The organism is Rathayibacter sp. VKM Ac-2857 (assembly GCF_013205025.1).
Lineage (GTDB): Bacteria > Actinomycetota > Actinomycetes > Actinomycetales > Microbacteriaceae > Rathayibacter.
The window spans coordinates 1,193,616-1,209,670 of record NZ_JABMLE010000002.1; the positions used below are offsets into that span (position 1 = coordinate 1,193,616).

Here is a 16,055-nt window from a genome sequence, read left to right on the forward strand (position 1 = left end):
CGCGTCGCTCGGCTCCGCGGCGGACGTGTTCGGAGCGGCGGCGACGCCGACTCCGGTGCCGACGGCCGAGCCGACCGCGGTGCCGACGGCCGAGCCGACGGCGGAGCCCACGGCCGAGCCGACCGCTGCGCCCACCGCACAGCCCACGGCCGGACCCACGGCTGAGCCCACCACCGCGCCGACCGCGCAGCCGACCGTCGCGCCGACGCACCCCGCCAGTGCCGTGCCGCCGCGCGCAGGCTCGGGCTCGGGCTCCGGCTCGCTCGCCTCGACCGGCGTCGAGTCCGGCTGGCTCTCGGCCGCCGCGCTGTCGCTCCTCGCCGGCGGAGCCCTCGTGCTCGGCCTCGCCCGGAGGCGCCGCACCGCGCGCTGACCGGAGCGGATCCCGATGCGGCCGCTGCGCGGCCTACTCGATCAGCATGATTCGTCTGCTGGTCGAGCAGGCCGCGATACGCGGCCCCCATGCTGGTCGGGCAGCCGCGGCACGCGGCCCCACATGCGGGTCGAGTAGCCGCGGGACGCGGCGTATCGAGACCCACCGCCGTCAGCAGGCCGGTCTGCAGACTCCACTCGTGACGCGGGTGGATCTCGATACGGCCGCTCCGCGGCCTACTCGATCAGCATGATTCCTCTGCTGGGGAGCAGCCACGGGACGCGGCCGCACATGCTGGTCGAGTAGCCGCGGGACGCGGCGTATCGAGACCCACCGCCGTCAGCAGGCCGGGCTGCAGACTCCACTTCTGGCACGTACGGATCTCGATGCGCCCGCTGGGCGGTCTACTCGATCAGCACGCCTGCGCGGCCGCCGCTCGCCGAGGACCTCCGGCACGCAGAAACGCCTCCGGCTCGCCGGAATCCGTGGATTCGACGAGCCGGAGGTCGTTCCGCGAGCCGGAGGTCCGGCCCGGAGGTCAGCTGCCGGAGGGAGCGTCCGACTCCTCCGCGGAGGGGGCGTCGCTCGGGGCGTCGGGGGTTGAGCCGGCGTCGGGAGCGTCACCGGCGGCGGGGCCGGTGCCGGGTCGCGCGGGACCGGCGGGCGCCTCACCGGCGGCCGGCGGCGCGGGCGGGGTCGGCGCGGAGCCGTCCGCCGGGGGCGTCGGGAGCTCGCAGTCACCCGAGGGGGCAGTCGGCGGGGTCGGCGGGGTCACGGCGTCGCCGTCCGCGGGCGCGGCGGGCGGGTTCGGGAGCACTCCGTCGGCGGGCGGGGTCGCGGTCGCGCCGTCCGTGGGCGCGGCGGGAGGCGTGGGCGCCTCACCGTCAGCCGGCGCGGCGGGCGGGGTCGGCATCGCGCCGTCGGCGGGAGCGGCCGGAGGCGTCGGCGCCTCGCCGTCGGCAGGGGCGGCGGGCGGGGTCGGCATCTCGCCGTCGGCGGGAGCGGCCGGAGGCGTCGGCGCCTCGCCGTCGGCGGGCGCTGCCGGCGGGGTCGGCATCGAGCCGTCCGCACCGGGCGCCGGAGGCTTCGGCAGTCCGGCGCCCACGGGTCCGCAGGCGGCCGGGCCGGTCGAGGCCGGTCCGGTGAGGGTCGGCGCGTCGCTGGAGTCCGGGGTCGGCGTCGCACTGGCCGTCGCGCTCGGCGTCGTCTCGATCGTGCTCGAGCTCGTCGAGCCGGAGGTGGGCGCCGAGTCGGCGAAGGCGGCGGTCGAGCCGATCGCCGCGAAGCCGAGAGCGCCGGCGACGATGCAGAGCGCGATCGTGCGGGTCCGGGGGCGGCGCGGGCCGAAGCCCGAGCCCTGGGTCCCGGGGGTGCGGCTGTCGGGGGTCTTGCTCATGGGAGTCTCCTCGGTCCGGCCCGGTGCCGTTCCCGTTCGGGAGCGGTTGCGGCCGGTTCCTTTTCAGATTCCGAGCCGAGTCTGAAGCGGTCCTTAAGAACAGAGGCTCCCCAGCCGAGTGGCGGTCGACGCCGATCCGCGCCCCCTACGGTCGGAGCATGCTCCCCTCCGCCCGCGTGCTCCTCGTCGAGGACGACGACGCCATCCGCTCCTCCGTCGAGGCCGCCCTCCGCGGCGAGCGCTACACGGTGCGCGCCCTGCCGACCGGCGAGGACCTCGCCCGCGAGCTCGCCGACTTCGCGCCCGACCTGGTCGTGCTCGACTGGATGCTGCCGGGGCCGAGCGGCATCGTGCTCGCCGAGCGGATCCGGCGCACCAGCGACGCGGCCGTGATCATGCTGACCGCGCGCGACGCCGTCGACGACCGGCTCCGCGGCTTCGACGAGGGCGTCGACGACTACGTGGTGAAGCCGTTCGTGCTCGCCGAACTGGTCGCCCGGGTGACCGCGGTGCTCCGTCGGCGCGGCCGCGTCCCCTCGATCATCGAGATCGGCGACCTGGTCGTCGACCCCGACGCCGGCCGCGCCCGCCGCGGCGGCGAGCCCCTCGACCTCACCGCCACCGAGTTCCGGCTGCTCGCGTTCCTCGCCGGCAGCCGCGGTCGCACGCTCACCAAGACGCAGATCCTCACCCAGGTCTGGGGCTACGACCACGTCGACCCGAACCTCGTCGAGGTGCACCTCAGCTCCCTCCGCAAGAAGATGGAGGCGCACGGCGACCGCCTCATCCACACCGTCCGCGGCCTCGGCTACCGGGTGGAGGCATGAGCACCCCGGACGCGCGCCCCGCCGCCGCGCGCTCCACCTCCGCCCCACTGCGCACCGGCTCCCTCCGCCTGCGCACCGTGCTCGCCGTGCTCGCGCTGCTCGCGGTGCTGCTGCTGGCGCTGTCCGCGACCGTGCAGGTCGTGCTCGGCGAGCGCCTCCGCGACCAGATCGAGGAGCGCCTCGCCGATCGCGCCTCCGCCGCGGCCGCCCTGGTCGGCACGATCGCCGACGACGAGCTGGCCTCGCGGCTCTCGGCCCAGGGCGTCGCGGTGCGGATCGAGAGCCCCGACGGCGAGGCGGTCGTCGCCGGACCGAGCCCCGAGCAGCTGCGCCAGGGGCCCGGCGCGGCCGATCAGCTGGGCACGCCGCCGAGCCCGCCCGGGAGCTCCTCCGCCACCGTGCCCACCCCCCGCGACGCGACCGTCACCGTCGCGTCCAGCAGCGTCTCCGGCGACGACCGGCTGATCACCCTGCAGTCGGTCCTCAGCGACGGCACCGTGCTGACCCTCTCCAGCGAGGCGAGCTCCGTCGGCTCGACCCTCGGCTCGCTGAACGGCATCCTGCTCGGCGCCTCGGCCGCGTTCCTCCTGCTCGCCGCCGGCGCCCTGGTCCTGGTGGTGCGCGCGACCCTCCGCCCGCTCGAGCGGATGACGACCGTCGCCCGCTCGATCGCGCACGGCGACCGCGGACGTCGCCTGCGCCCCTCGCGGCCCGGCACCGAGCTCGGCCGCACCGCCGCCGCCTTCGACGAGATGCTCGACGACCTGGAGCAGGCCGAGCAGTCGGCGCTGGCCGCCGAGCGCCGGATGCGCGCCTTCGTCTCGGACGCCGCGCACGAGCTGCGCACCCCGGTCGCCGGCATCCAGGCCGCCGCCGACGCGCTGGTCCGCGCCGACGGCACCGAGGAGGAGCGCGAGCGGCTGTCGGTGCACGTGGTCCGCGAATCGCTGCGGGCCGGCCGCCTCATCCAGGACATGCTGCTGATGGCGCGGCTCGACGAGGGGCTCGCCCTCGACGCCCGGCCGCTGGACGCCGGGGCGGTGGCGGCCGCCGCGATCGAGCGGCAGCTGCTCCGCGGCGAGGGCCCCGGCTCCGGCCCCGAGATCGTCCTGCACCGCGACCCCACGGCGCCGCTCGTGCACGCCGACGCCGACCGGCTCGGCCAGATCGTCGGCAATCTGCTCGAGAACGCCGCCCGCTTCGCCCGCTCCCGGATCGACGTCACGCTCGCGCACGCCGACGGCCGGGTCACGGTCACGGTCGACGACGACGGCCCCGGCGTCCCCGAGGCCGACCGAGACCGGGTCTTCGACCGGCTCGTCCGCCTCGACGACGCCCGCAACCGCGCGGACGGCGGCTCGGGCCTCGGCCTGCCGATCGCCCGCGGCCTCGCGCGCGCCCTCGGCGGCGACCTGGTCTGCCTGCCCGGGGCCGCAGGAGCGCGCTTCCGCGTGATCCTGCCCGCCGGGGCGGGCTCGACCGCCGGCTCCGCGCAGAACGTCAGCTGAGAGCACGTCTCATCGCCCATCAGCGATGAGCGGCATTCCTGGCTGATGTTCTGCACGCAGGACCCCGCAGACCGCCCGCGTGCGCTCTCCGCGAGCCCTCCGCGCGCCCGCCGCGTGAGAACTCGCACAGCACATCCGGCGAATGCGCAAGTACGTGTTCAGGGGACGCCTCCCGCGCCACGATGAGCGGGATGGAGACGATCGACGAGCGCAACGCCCGGGTGGGCACGGTCGTCGAGCGCGAGTTCGGCGTCCGACTGGTCGACTTCCTGCCGATCATCGGCGGCCTCGACCACGGCGCCCAGGTCTGGTTCGCGACCGACGACGCCGGTGCCCCGTGGAGCGTCAAGGCCTCCCGCCGCGACGGCCGCTTCGGCCTCGCCCTCGCCTCCGCCCTCGGCGACGCGCGGGCGCCCGGCATCGCCGCGCCCACCCGCGCCCGCGACGGCCGCCCCTGGACCGAGGACTCCGGCCTCCTCGTCTCGCTCGCCCCCTGGATCGTCGGCGACGACGCGGTCGACTCCGGCGAGGACGCGCTGCCCTGGGAGCGGTTCGGCGCGGTCCTGCGCGGAGTCCACGACTCCGCCCCGCCCGCCGGCGCCGTCCCGCCGCGCCGGGGCATCCGCCGCGCCCAGCGCCCGCCTGCCGCGCTGCTCGCCGAGGTCGACGAGCACCTGACCCCCGAGCTCCGCGACCGCCTGCACGCCCTCGCCCGCGCCGAGCGGCGCCTCAAGCGCTCCCGCACTCCCACCGCCCGCGTCCCCGTGCACGGCGACCCGCACCCCGGCAACGTCGTGATCGACACCCACGGCAGCCCCTGGCTGATCGACTTCGACGAGGCCACCGTCGCCCCGCGCGAGGTCGACCTGCTCCTGGTCGAACTGGGCGTGATCTTCGCCCGCCCGATCACCGACGCCCAGCGCCGCGCCTTCCGGTCCGGCTACGGCGAGACCCTGATCGACGACGAGCGGATCGCCCGCTTCGGCTGCGTCCGCGCGATCGAGGACGTCGCGACCACGGTCCTCCGCTCGCTCGCTCCGGCTCGGAACCCGGACGAGGAGGAGGAGCGGCGAACGCTCCTCGAGGGCCAGCTCGGCCCGCACGGCCTGGTCTCGCTCGTCGAGACCGCCCTCGACCGGCTCGGGCAGCCGGCCGCCTAGACCCACCCCGCACCACCGGATCCACCACAGCACCAGCACCAGCACCAGCACCCGCAGCACCCAGCACCCGCAGAAATAAGGACCCGCCCCTCATGCGCAGACGACTCCTCCCCCTCGCCGCCCTCGCGGCCTCCACCCTCGCCCTCACCGCCTGCAGCGGCTTCGGCGGCGGCGGCGGCGACTCCGCCGACGGCGACTCGATCACCTTCACCACCTGGGCCAGCGAGTCGGAGCAGGCGGCCTTCGAATCGCTGATAACCGACTTCAAGGCCGCGAACGACGGCGCGAGCGTCGAGCTCAACGTCGTCCCCTACGACCAGATGTTCAGCAACATCGACGCGCAGCTCAGCTCGGGCGAGGCACCCGACGTCTTCCGCGTCGACTACGGCAACCTCGGCGTCTACTCCAGCCAGGGCCAGCTGCTCGACCTGACCGACCGCATCGACGAGTTCGACTCCTTCACCCCCGCCTTCCAGGAGGCCGTGTCGTTCGAGGGCACCCCCTACGGCGTCCCGCACCAGACCGACGTCTCGGCCCTGCTCGTCAACACCGAGCTGCTCGCCGCCGCGGGCGTCACCGACATCCCCACCACGGCCGCCGACGCCTGGACCTGGGAGGAGTTCGCCGACGTCTCGACCAAGCTCCGCGCCTCGCTCCCCGCCGAGCAGTACCCGTTCGCCGCCAACTGGCAGCTCGGCGGCACCCCGCGCTGGCTGAGCTGGCTGTTCGAGGCCGACGGCGCCCTGCTCGAGGAGGACGGCACCACGCCCGCCATCGACTCCGAGGCCGGCGCCAAGGCCCTCGACTTCACCAAGAGCTTCTTCGAGAACGACTGGGTCCCGCCGACCAGCTCGGTCAAGTCCGCCACCTACGCCGACTCCTTCTTCACCGAGCAGAGCGTCGCGATGTCCTTCGTCGGCTCCTTCCTCGTGCCGGACGTCAACAACCTCGCCGACTTCGAGTGGACCGCCACCCCGATGCCCGTCGACGCCCGCGGCGCGACCGACCTCGGCGGCAACGCCCTCGTCGCCACGGCCGAGACCGACAATCCCGACCTCGCGGCCGAGTTCCTCTCCTTCATGACGGAGGCCGAGAACATGGCCGAGTTCTGCGCCGCCACCAACGAGCTGCCGACCCGCACCGACATCGACCCCGCCTCGATCGACTTCGCGGTCCGCGCCGACGTGATGCCCGTCTTCGTCGAGCAGGCCGCCACGATCACCCCGCGCGACGTGCAGCAGCTCACCTCTCCCTTCCTCGCCCAGATCTCGGTCGCGATGCAGGACCAGCTCGAGGAGGCGTTCGTCGGCGGACGCAGCACCGAGGAGACGCTGTCCGGCCTGAGCGACGCGATCGCGCAGGCCACGAGCTGATGACCGCCGTCCCCCTCCGCGGGTCGCCGCCGCGCCGGCGCCGCACCGCCCGCACCCGCGAGGCGCTCGCGGGCTTCGGCTTCGTCGGCCCGAACCTGCTGCTGATGGCGCTGTTCCTGTTCGTGCCGATCCTCTGGGCGATCCAGCTGTCGTTCCAGGAGTCGCGCGGCTTCGGCACCCCGGAGTGGGTCGGCCTCGCCAACTACGCCCGGATGGGCGCCGACCCGGTGTTCTGGCAGAGCCTCGGCAACACGCTGATCTTCACCGCGGTGACGGTCCCGGTGGAGCTGCTCGGCGGCCTCGGGCTGGCGGTGCTGCTCAACTCGGTGCTGCCGGCCCGCGGGATCTTCCGCACGATCATCGTGCTGCCGCTGGTGATCTCCGGCGTCGCCTCCGGCATGATCGCGGTCACGATCTTCAGCGAGTCCTCCGGCATCGTCAACAAGGTCCTCTCCTCGCTCGGCGCCTCGCCGGTCTCCTGGCAGTCCGACGGCACCGCCGCGATGATCTCGGTGATGCTCACCGCGGTCTGGCTGCGGATCGGCTTCAACATGGTGATCTACATCGCCGGCCTGCAGGGCGTCTCGCCCGAGCTCTACGAGGCGGCACGGATCGACGGCGCGACCCGCTGGCAGCAGTTCCGCTCGCTGACGGTGCCGCTGGTCGGCCCGTCGACGTTCTTCCTGCTGATCATGAACGTGATCGCCTCGTTCCAGGTCTTCGACATCGTCTTCGTGATGACCGGCGGCGGGCCCGGCTTCTCCACCTCCGTGCTCGGCACCTACGCCTACCGCAACGGCTTCCAGGTGCGCGAGCAGGGCTACGGCGCCGCGCTCGGAGTCGTCATCCTGCTCGTCTCCCTCGCCTTCACCTACCTGCAGTGGCGCACGAGTCGCACCCGCGACCTCGTCGAATAGGAGCCTCCCGTGACGTCCTCCACCCTCACCACGCCCGCCGCCGTCGCCGCCGCGACCGTCCGCGATGCACCGAAGCGCCGCCGCTCGACCCGCGACGGCTCCCGCACAGGGCTCGTCCTGCGCATCGTCGTCGCGGTGATCGCCTCGGCGATCGTCTTCTTCCCGCTCTACTGGATGCTCGTCATCGCGTTCTCGCCGCGCGGCGAGGTCTTCTCGCCCGGGCCGCCCCGGTTCTGGCCGAGCGAGATCTCGCTGGAGAACTTCGCGACCGTCTTCGCCCGCTTCCCGGTCGGCGAGTGGTTCGTCAACTCCGTCGTCATCGGCGCCTTCGTCACCGCGTTCACGGTCGTGCTCAACCTGCTGGCCGGCTGGGGCTTCGCGCGACTGCGCTTCCCGGGCCGCAACCTGCTGTTCCTGCTGGCGCTCGCGACGATGATGATCCCCGTCCAGGCGATCATGGTCGCCCAGTTCAAGCTCGTCACCGGGCTGCAGATCTACGGCACCTACTGGTCGGTGATCCTGCCCGGAGCGGCGGCCGCCTTCGGGATCTTCCTCGCCCGGCAGTTCTTCCTCTCCATCCCGGAGGAGCTGATCGAGGCCGCGCGGATCGACGGGGCCGGCCACCTGCGGGTGTTCCTGCAGATCGTCCTGCCGCTGAGCAAGCCGCTGATCGCGGTGCTGATCCTGCTGACGCTGCTGGGCAGCTGGAACGACTTCGCCTGGCCGCTGATCGCCCTGAAGGACAACGAGCTGTTCACGCTGCCGATCGGGCTGCTCTACCTCAAGGGCCAGTCGACGCCGGACTACTCGGCGAGCATGGCGCTCGCGCTGATCTCGGTGCTGCCGATGGTGCTGCTGTTCCTCGCCTTCCAGCGCTACTTCGTCCAGGGCTTCGCCCGCAGCGGCATCCGCTGACGGCGCGCGTGTCACTCGACTAACGGAGCGGTCGCCCACCCATGCTGATCGAGTAGCCCGCACCGCGGGCGTATCGAGATCCCCAGAAGTCGAGTCCGCACACCCGCCCAGCTGACCACGCCGGGTCTCGATACGCCCCTCCGGGGCTACTCGACCAGCAAAGGGGTCGCCACCCATGCCGATTCAGCAAAGGGGTCGCCACCCATGCTGATCGAGTAGCCCGCGCAGCGGGCGTATCGAGATCCCCCACCCCCAGAAGTCGAGTCCGCAGGCCCACCCAGCTGACCACGCCGGGTCTCGATACGCCCCTGCGGGGCTACTCGACCAGCAAGGCCATGCTGATCGAGTAGCCCGCGCAGCGGGCGTATCGAGATCCCCCAGCCCCAGGAGTCCAGCCCGCAGAGGCGCCCGGCGGCACCGGCGGATCGTCGCCGGGCTCTCGGCCCGCCGCCTAGTCTGAGAGCGTCCGCCGCACGAACGAGGAGACCTGGGTGAACGTCCGCGAGCTGCTCGGCCACCCGGAGCTGCAGCTCACCCTCGTCGGCGGCGACGACGTCCAGCTGGCCCGCGCGATCTCGGGCACCTACACGATCGACCTGCCCGACCCCGGCCGCTTCCTCTCCCCCGGCGACGTGGTGCTGACCAGCGCGCTCTGGACCTCCGGCCGGGAGAGCGTCGAGCGCTTCGTCGGCGGCGTCGCCGACCGCGGGGTCGTCGCCATCGTCGTCGGCCTGATCGCGGTCGGCTCGCTGCCGGCCGGCATGCTCGAGGTCTGCCGTCGGCACGGCGTCGCCCTGCTGACGGTCGCCCCCGACGTGTCGTTCAAGACCATCGCGCAGACCGTCGCCGGAGTGATCGCGCAGGCCGACCTGCCGACGCTCGGCCGCGAGGCCCGGTTCGCGCGCCGCCTGCTCGCCGACCCCGCCTCGGGCGAGGGCGTCCAGGTCGCGCTGCGGGCCTTCTTCGAGGAGTTCGCGCACGGCAGCTGGGCCGTCGACCGCGCCGGCACCCTGGTCGCCTCCGCCGGCGGACTGCCCACGGCCGCCGACTACGGCGCCGCCTGGGAAGCCTCCCTCTCCTCCCCCGACAGCCGCTGGGAGGTCACCGAGCACGGCCGCTCGCTCTCCCGTCGCGCCCTCTTCTCCGCCGCCGGTGAGCGGCTCGGGGTGCTCGTCGTCACCGGCGATCAGCGCGGCTGGTCGGACGAGACCGCGGACGGCGTCGAGCTGCTCGCCGGTGCGGTCGCGGGCCGACTCGACCTCGCCCGGCAGCGCGAGCGCGCGTCGGCCGCGCCGCTGCTCGACCTGCTCCGGGCGCTCCTGCACGACGAGCTGCCCGAGTCCGAGACCGCCGTGCGGCTGCGGCTGCTCGGCTTCCGCCTCGGCGCGCCGCTCCGGGTGGTCGTCGCGCGCACCGATGATCCGTCGCTGCCGCCGGAGGCGCTGCTGCAGCCGCTGCGTGCGGCCGCGGAGCGCGAGCACGCTCTGACGCTGGGCGCGGTGCTCGACGGGGCTGCCGTGCTGCTGCTCGGCGATCCCGCGGACGGGACGGCGACCCCCGGCCCCGCGCTGCGCTCCGCCGTGGAGGCGGCGCCGTGGCTGCTGCACGAGCGCCGGATCGCGATCGGCGTTGGGGACGCCTCCCGTGAGGTCGCGCAGCTGGGGGTCTCGCTGCTCGCCGCCCGCGAGCGGGCGCGCGGCGCCTCCTCGGACGAGCCCGTCTCGATCGTCGAGCACACCGTCCCCGTCTCCAGCGACGCCCTGCTCGAGCTGGTCGCGCCGCGCACCCGCGCGGCCTTCGCGCTCGCCGTCCTCGGACCGCTGGTCCGCTACGACGACGAGCACCGCAGCGACATGGTCGAGACCCTGCGCGTCTTCCTCGAGAGCGGCGGCTCCTGGCGCCAGGCCGCCGACCGCCTGCACCTGCACGCCAGCACCCTCCGCTACCGGATGCAGCGGATCGAGGCGCTGACCGGCCGCGATCTCTCCGCGATGGCCGACCGCGTCGACCTGCACCTGGCGCTCCGCTTCCTCTAGTCGAGCGACTCGCGGAGCGGCTTCCGCCGCACCGCATCGCCTGCGCCACATGACCTTTCTGCGTCAGCGTGCGCTTCCGGCGCCACCTCTCGTCCTCCTCTGCCAGATGTTCGACGGTCGATGCGGCTGGATGCGAGCATTCGTCGTCCCCGCCGTCCATCCACTCCGAGGAGCCCCCGTGCATCGTCGTCCCGACTCCCTCCGCCCGCGCCGCTGCGCCGGCACCCCGTTCACCGTCGCCGCCTCCCTCGCCCTGACCGTCGGCCTGCTCGGCTCCGCCACCGCCGCCCATGCCGCCGAGGCGCCTCCGGCCTCCCCCACCCCCACTGCGAGCGCGACCGCCCAGCACCCCGCGCTGAAGGCGACCGCCCGCGGGGAGCTCGTCCTCAAGCCCGGCGAGAGTCCGAAGGTCGGCACCGAGGTGAAGTGGACCATCACGGTCATCAACTCTGGCGACGTCCCCCTCACCGACGTGGCCTACGTCCTCATCGGCCACCACCTCGACCTGCAACCCGGCCAGACCAGCGAGCTGACCACGTCGAGCACCCTCGACCAGAACGAGCTCGCGAACGGACACACCGCCGTAGACATCCCCATCGGCGGAACGACCCCCGACGGCGCACGGATCGAAGCATCCCTCACCGCCCGACTCGACCTCCCCAGCCCGACGCCCGCACCGACTCCGCCCACACCGGCGCCCACCCCGACTCCGACCCCACCGGCACCTTCGCCGACCCCGCCTGCTCCTTCGCCGGCGCCGACCCCGGCCGAGCACCCGTCGCTGAGGGCGACGGCTCACGGTGAAGTCGTCCTCAAGCGAGGCGAGACCCCGAAGGTCGGCACCCCGGTGCGGTGGACCATCACGGTCACCAACACCGGTGACGTCCGCGTCCAGGACATCACCGCCGACGACACCGGCGACCTCATCGACCTCGACCCCGGCCAGACCGGAAAGCTGAAACTGACGACCACGCTCAGCCAAGAGGACCTCACGAACGGCTACACCCTCCTCGACGCCCTCATCACCGGCAAGACCCCCGCCGGCACCGAAGCCATCACCTTCCTCGTGAGCAAGGTCACCTTCGCCGCCCCGACGCCTCCGACGCCGACCCCCACCCCCACGCCTCCCACCCCGACGCCCACGCCTCCCACGCCCACACCCCCGGCACCCACCCCGACCCCGACCACACCGGCACCGGTCACCCCGACACCCGCCCCCTCTCCCAGCACGTCAGCCGCCGTCCTGCCCGTGACCCCGGGCTCCTCAGGCCCGTCCGGCTCGTCCGGCTCGACCGCGAAGGTCTCGTCCGTGGCGGACACGGCCCAGCGCCGCCTCGCCTCGACCGGGTACGACGCATCGAGCGCTCTGCCCGCTGCCGGAATCCTCACCGCCCTCGGCGCGCTCGGCGTGCTCCTCGGCCGCCGCCGACGGCACCGCACAGCCGACTGACCGATCGCCGGCGAAGTCGACGCCCCGCGACACCGCCAGCGATCCACGACGGCCCGAGCCCGCCCTCCCGGCGAGTTCGGGCCGTTTCCTCGTCCCCGAACGATCACTGCTGCGTCGCCGCGAACGGAGGACCGCGCCGACGGCCGCCGTCGACATCGTCGGCCCGGAATCCGCACCACTTGCGCCACCCGACCACTCCGCGTCAGCGTGCGCTTCCAGCGCCACCTCTCCTCCTCCCGTGCCAGATCCTCGACGCTCGGATCGCCAGGATGCGAGCATTCGTCGTCCCCGCCATCCATCCATCCAGAGGAGCCCCCGTGCACCGTCATCCTGCCCCCCCCCCCGCCGTTGCGTCGGCACCCCTTCACCGTCGCTGCCTCCCTCGCCCTGACCGTCGGCCTGCTCGGCTCCGCCACCGCCGCCCACGCCGCTGTGACGCCCCCGGCCACCCCGACGCCCACCGCCAGCGCGACCGCCGCGCACGCTGAGCTCAAGGTGACCACCCGCGGCGAGCTCATCCTCAAGCCCGGCGAGAAGCCGAAGGCCGGCACCGAGGTGAAGTGGACCATCACGGTCACCAACACCGGTGACGTCGCCCTCAACGACCTCACCACGTGGACCACCGACACCTTCCTCGATTTAGAGCCCGGCCAGACCGGCGAGCTCAATGTCGAGTTGACCTACCTGACCCAGGACGACCTCACCAACGGCTACACCGTTCTCGACGGCGTCATCGGCGGGACGACCAGGACCGGCAAAATATTCACCACGCCCTTCACCGCCCGCCTCGCCCTCCCCAGCCCGACGCCGACCCCTGCTCCGAGCACGCCGGCTCCCACCCCGACGACACCGGCGCCCGCCCCGACGACACCGGCACCGGCACCGACTGCCGCGCGGGGCGCCTCCCTCAGTGCGACCGCGCGCGGCGAGCTCGTCCTCAAGCCCGGCGAGAAGCCGAAGGTCGGCACCGACGTGAAGTGGACCATCACCGTCACCAACACCGGCGACGTCCCCCTCGACAGAGTCGCCGAAGAATTCATCCAACCCGGCCTCCACTTGGAACCGGGCCAGGCCCGCGAGCTGACCACGTCGACAACCCTCAATGAGATGCAACTTCAGGTCGGCTTCGCCAACCTCGATATCTTCGTCACCGCAACGACACCCCCCGGCGCATCGGTCGGTGCACTCCTCAGCGGCCTGCTCGCGCTCCCCAGCCCGACGCCCGCACCGACCCCAACCACGCCGGCACCTACTCCGACGACGCCGGCACCCACCCCGACCACACCGGCGCCCGTCCCAGCCGGTCAGGGCGCCCTTGCAGCCACCGCCCGCGGCGAGCTCGTGCTCAAGCCGGGTAAGAAGCCGAAGGTCGGCACCCCCGTGCAGTGGACCATCACCGTCACCAACACCGGCGACGTCCGCATCGACTCCATCCGAAACGCAGTCATCGGGGGCCTCCTCGACCTGAAGCCCGGCCGGAGCGGAAAGCTCATCGGATCGATCGGCCTCACCCGGACCGACCTCACCAACGGCTACGCCGTCCTCGACGTCCCCGTCACCGGAAAGAACGCGAAGGGCGAAGAGATCATCGCCCCGCTCTCCGCCCGATTCGACTTCTCCACCCCGACGCCGACCCCCACTCCCCCCACCCCGACACCCACTCCGCCCACGCCGACGCCGACGCCTGGTCCCCCCACGCCGACCCCCACGCCGACGCCGACGCCGACGCCGACGCCGACGCCTGCTCCCCCCACGCCGACTCCCACGCCGACGACACCAGCACCCACCCCGACCACACCGGCACCCACGCCCACCCCTCCGGGCCCCACGCCGGCCACGCCGACGCCCGCCCCGGTCACTCCCGCACCGGCGCCCTCGCCGGGCACCCCCGCAGCCATCGCACCGGCCACTGTCGTACCCGCCACTTCCGGCACGACGGGCACGACCGCGAAGAGCCCGACCGCCGCTGAAACGTCGAAGCGCCGCCTCGCCGAGACCGGGTCCGACGCGGCGGGCGCGCTCTCCGCCGCCGGGATCCTCACCGCCCTCGGCGCGATCGGCGTGGTCGTCGGCCGCCGTCGCCGCCGCAACCGCTCGGCCACCGACCGAACGGCCCACTGACGGATCGCCGGTGGAGTCGACGCCCTCGACACCACCGGCGATCCGCTACGGCCCGAGCCCGCCCATCAGGCGAGCTCGGGCCGTTTCCTCGTTTCCGAGTGATCGCTCCCTCCGCCGTGCCCGACTGCATCGACCTGCACCTGGGGCTGCGCTTCCTGATGCCGGACGCCCCGCCGAGGAACACGACCTGCGCCAGACGGACGCCCCGCGTCAGCCTGCGCTCCGGGCGCCAGATGTTCTCTCGTCTGCCAGATGTTCGACGACCGATTCGGCCCGATGCGAGCATTCGTCGTCCTGCCTTCCATCCCACTTCTGAGGAGCCTCCGTGCACCGACGTCCCGACTCCGTCCGCCTGCGCCGCTGCGCCGGCACCCCGCTCACCGTCGCCGCCTCCCTCGCCCTGACCGTCGGACTCCTCGGCACAGCCTCGGCCGCCCACGCCGCCGTGGTGCCGACGGCCACCCCGACCCCCACCGCGAGCGCGACCGCGAAGGGCGCCGCTTTCAGCGCGACCGCGCGCGGCGAGCTCGTCCTCAAGCCCGGCGAGAAACCGGCGGTCGGCACCGAGGTGAAGTGGACCATCACCGCCACGAACACCGGCGACGTCCCCCTCGACGACGTCGCCCGAACGATCGTCGGACCCGGCCGCCATCTGGAACCCGGCGAGACCCTCGAGCTGACCTCGTCGACCACGCTCAACCAGAAGCAACTCGCGGAAGGCCTCGCCGTCCTCGACGAGTTCGCCGGCGCGAGGACACCTGACGGCGTCTCGGTCTACGCACGCGTCCGCGGCCGACTCGCCCTCCCGGCCCCGACTCCGACTCCGACTCCGACTCCGACTCCGACCACTCCGGCACCCACTCCGACGACACCGGCACCCACCCCGACGCCCACCCCACCCGCACCCTCACCGGCTCCGACTCCCGCACCGACGGCTGCCGAGCACCCTTCACTGAAAGCGACCGCCCGCGGCGAGCTCGTCCTGAAGCCCGACGAGAAGCCGACCATAGGCACCGAGGTGAAGTGGACCATCACGGTCACCGACACCGGCGACGTCGCCCTCTACGACGTCTCCGTCGGGGAGACGGGCGACGAGGTCGATCTCGCGCCCGGCCAGACCGAGGAACTGACGCTGAGCACGACCCTCGGACAGAAGGACCTCGACGACCGCGCCGCCGTGCTCACGACGTTCGCGGGCGGCGACACCGAGTACGGCGAGTTCATCAGCGTCGACGTGACCGGCAGACTCGCCCTGCCGACCCCGACCCCACCGGCACCGACTCCGACTCCCACTCCCACTCCCACCCCGCCGGCGCCCATCCCGACTCCGATCCCGACCCCTCCGGCGCCCACCCCGGCCCCCCAGGGCGCGCTGGAGGTGTCCGCCCGCGGCGAGCTCGTCCTCGAGCCCGGCGAGAAGCCCGCAGTCGGCACCGAGGTCGAATGGACCATCACGGTCACCAACACCCGCGCCGACACCATCTACGACATCGCCAGCAGGACCTCCGAGAACTTCTTCGACCTGCAGCCCGGCGAGACCAACGAGCTGACCTCCACGACCGAACTCACCCAGGCCGACCTCACCCACGGCTACACCGTGCTCGACGACATCGTCGCCGGATTCACCCTCACCGAGGACGAGGTCAGCGCACCCGTCACCGCCCGACTCACCCTCTCGACGCCCACCCCGACGCCCACGCCCACCCCGCCGGCGCCCACCCCAGCACCGGAGCCGTCACCGGCCACTCCGGCGATGGTCGCTCCCCCAGCCTCCGCCACGACGGGCTCCACCACGAAGAGCTCGAACGCCGCCGAGGCGTCGAAGAACCGCCTCGCGGAGACCGGGTCCGACGCGGCCGGCGCGCTCTCCGCCGCCGGGATCCTCACCGCCCTCGGCGCACTCGGCGTGCTCGTCGGGCGTCGTCGCCGGCGCAGCCGCTCGACCCACTGACCGCTCGCCGTCGGAGTCGACGCCCTTC

At 73.5% G+C, this 16,055-nt stretch carries 11 protein-coding genes and 1 pseudogene; 10 read left to right on the forward strand and 2 right to left on the reverse strand.

The annotated features are described in order from the left end of the window. Positions 1 to 147 precede the first annotated feature (147 nt). Together HQQ86_RS22065 and HQQ86_RS12630 are read right to left on the reverse strand one after the other, a co-directional pair. A pseudogene (locus tag HQQ86_RS22065) lies at positions 148 to 363 on the reverse strand (hypothetical protein); the annotation flags it as partial. A 548-nt stretch (positions 364 to 911) separates the two neighbouring features. Next, positions 912 to 1,769, reverse strand: coding sequence for a hypothetical protein (locus tag HQQ86_RS12630; RefSeq protein WP_173288508.1), 858 nt, complete (start codon positions 1,767 to 1,769; stop codon positions 912 to 914). A gap of 158 nt (positions 1,770 to 1,927) precedes the next feature. Between HQQ86_RS12630 and HQQ86_RS12635 the strand changes: the two genes are divergently transcribed. The 10 genes from HQQ86_RS12635 to HQQ86_RS22070 all read left to right on the forward strand — a co-directional run bounded on the left by HQQ86_RS12635 (position 1,928) and on the right by HQQ86_RS22070 (position 16,027). After that, the gene (locus tag HQQ86_RS12635) at positions 1,928 to 2,596 is read left to right on the forward strand and encodes a response regulator transcription factor (protein WP_123446969.1); all 669 of its coding nucleotides are present in this window, start codon (positions 1,928 to 1,930) and stop codon (positions 2,594 to 2,596) included. Next, positions 2,593 to 4,104, forward strand: coding sequence for a HAMP domain-containing sensor histidine kinase (locus HQQ86_RS12640; protein WP_173288510.1), 1,512 nt, complete (start codon positions 2,593 to 2,595; stop codon positions 4,102 to 4,104). Before HQQ86_RS12635 ends, HQQ86_RS12640 begins: the two co-directional genes overlap by 4 nt. A 191-nt stretch (positions 4,105 to 4,295) precedes the next feature. Beyond that, positions 4,296 to 5,264 carry a phosphotransferase enzyme family protein gene (locus HQQ86_RS12645; protein WP_173288512.1) on the forward strand — a complete coding sequence of 323 codons (969 nt, stop codon included), beginning with the start codon at positions 4,296 to 4,298 and terminating at the stop codon, positions 5,262 to 5,264. 92 nt (positions 5,265 to 5,356) lie between these two features. Then, on the forward strand, positions 5,357 to 6,637 hold the full coding sequence (locus tag HQQ86_RS12650) for a sugar ABC transporter substrate-binding protein (RefSeq protein WP_173288514.1): 1,281 nt from the start codon (positions 5,357 to 5,359) through the stop codon (positions 6,635 to 6,637). Next, positions 6,637 to 7,554 carry a carbohydrate ABC transporter permease gene (locus HQQ86_RS12655; RefSeq protein WP_173288516.1) on the forward strand — a complete coding sequence of 306 codons (918 nt, stop codon included), beginning with the start codon at positions 6,637 to 6,639 and terminating at the stop codon, positions 7,552 to 7,554. Before HQQ86_RS12650 ends, HQQ86_RS12655 begins: the two co-directional genes overlap by 1 nt. A 9-nt stretch (positions 7,555 to 7,563) precedes the next feature. Continuing rightward, the gene (locus HQQ86_RS12660) at positions 7,564 to 8,469 is read left to right on the forward strand and encodes a carbohydrate ABC transporter permease (RefSeq protein WP_367948637.1); all 906 of its coding nucleotides are present in this window, start codon (positions 7,564 to 7,566) and stop codon (positions 8,467 to 8,469) included. A 491-nt stretch (positions 8,470 to 8,960) separates the two neighbouring features. After that, a complete protein-coding gene (locus HQQ86_RS12665; protein ID WP_173288518.1) occupies positions 8,961 to 10,505 on the forward strand; it encodes a PucR family transcriptional regulator in 1,545 nt (514 codons plus the stop codon). A 178-nt stretch (positions 10,506 to 10,683) separates the two neighbouring features. Further along, positions 10,684 to 11,955 carry an LPXTG cell wall anchor domain-containing protein gene (locus tag HQQ86_RS21790; protein WP_173288520.1) on the forward strand — a complete coding sequence of 424 codons (1,272 nt, stop codon included), beginning with the start codon at positions 10,684 to 10,686 and terminating at the stop codon, positions 11,953 to 11,955. Positions 11,956 to 12,303: 348 nt separating this feature from the next. Then, positions 12,304 to 14,076: an LPXTG cell wall anchor domain-containing protein gene (locus HQQ86_RS20935; protein WP_216845358.1), complete on the forward strand. Its 1,773-nt coding sequence runs from the start codon at positions 12,304 to 12,306 to the stop codon at positions 14,074 to 14,076. A 325-nt stretch (positions 14,077 to 14,401) separates the two neighbouring features. After that, positions 14,402 to 16,027 (forward strand): LPXTG cell wall anchor domain-containing protein, encoded by a 1,626-nt coding sequence (locus HQQ86_RS22070; RefSeq protein WP_216845359.1) that lies wholly within the window; start codon positions 14,402 to 14,404, stop codon positions 16,025 to 16,027. The last annotated feature ends 28 nt before the right edge of the window (positions 16,028 to 16,055 follow it).

Coding starts and splice junctions, on each gene's coding strand:
- HQQ86_RS12630 (WP_173288508.1), bottom strand. CDS start 1,769: ATGAGCAAGACCCCCGACAGCCGCACCCCCGGGACCCAGGGCTCGGGC.
- HQQ86_RS12635 (WP_123446969.1), top strand. CDS start 1,928: ATGCTCCCCTCCGCCCGCGTGCTCCTCGTCGAGGACGACGACGCCATC.
- HQQ86_RS12640 (WP_173288510.1), top strand. CDS start 2,593: ATGAGCACCCCGGACGCGCGCCCCGCCGCCGCGCGCTCCACCTCCGCC.
- HQQ86_RS12645 (WP_173288512.1), top strand. CDS start 4,296: ATGGAGACGATCGACGAGCGCAACGCCCGGGTGGGCACGGTCGTCGAG.
- HQQ86_RS12650 (WP_173288514.1), top strand. CDS start 5,357: ATGCGCAGACGACTCCTCCCCCTCGCCGCCCTCGCGGCCTCCACCCTC.
- HQQ86_RS12655 (WP_173288516.1), top strand. CDS start 6,637: ATGACCGCCGTCCCCCTCCGCGGGTCGCCGCCGCGCCGGCGCCGCACC.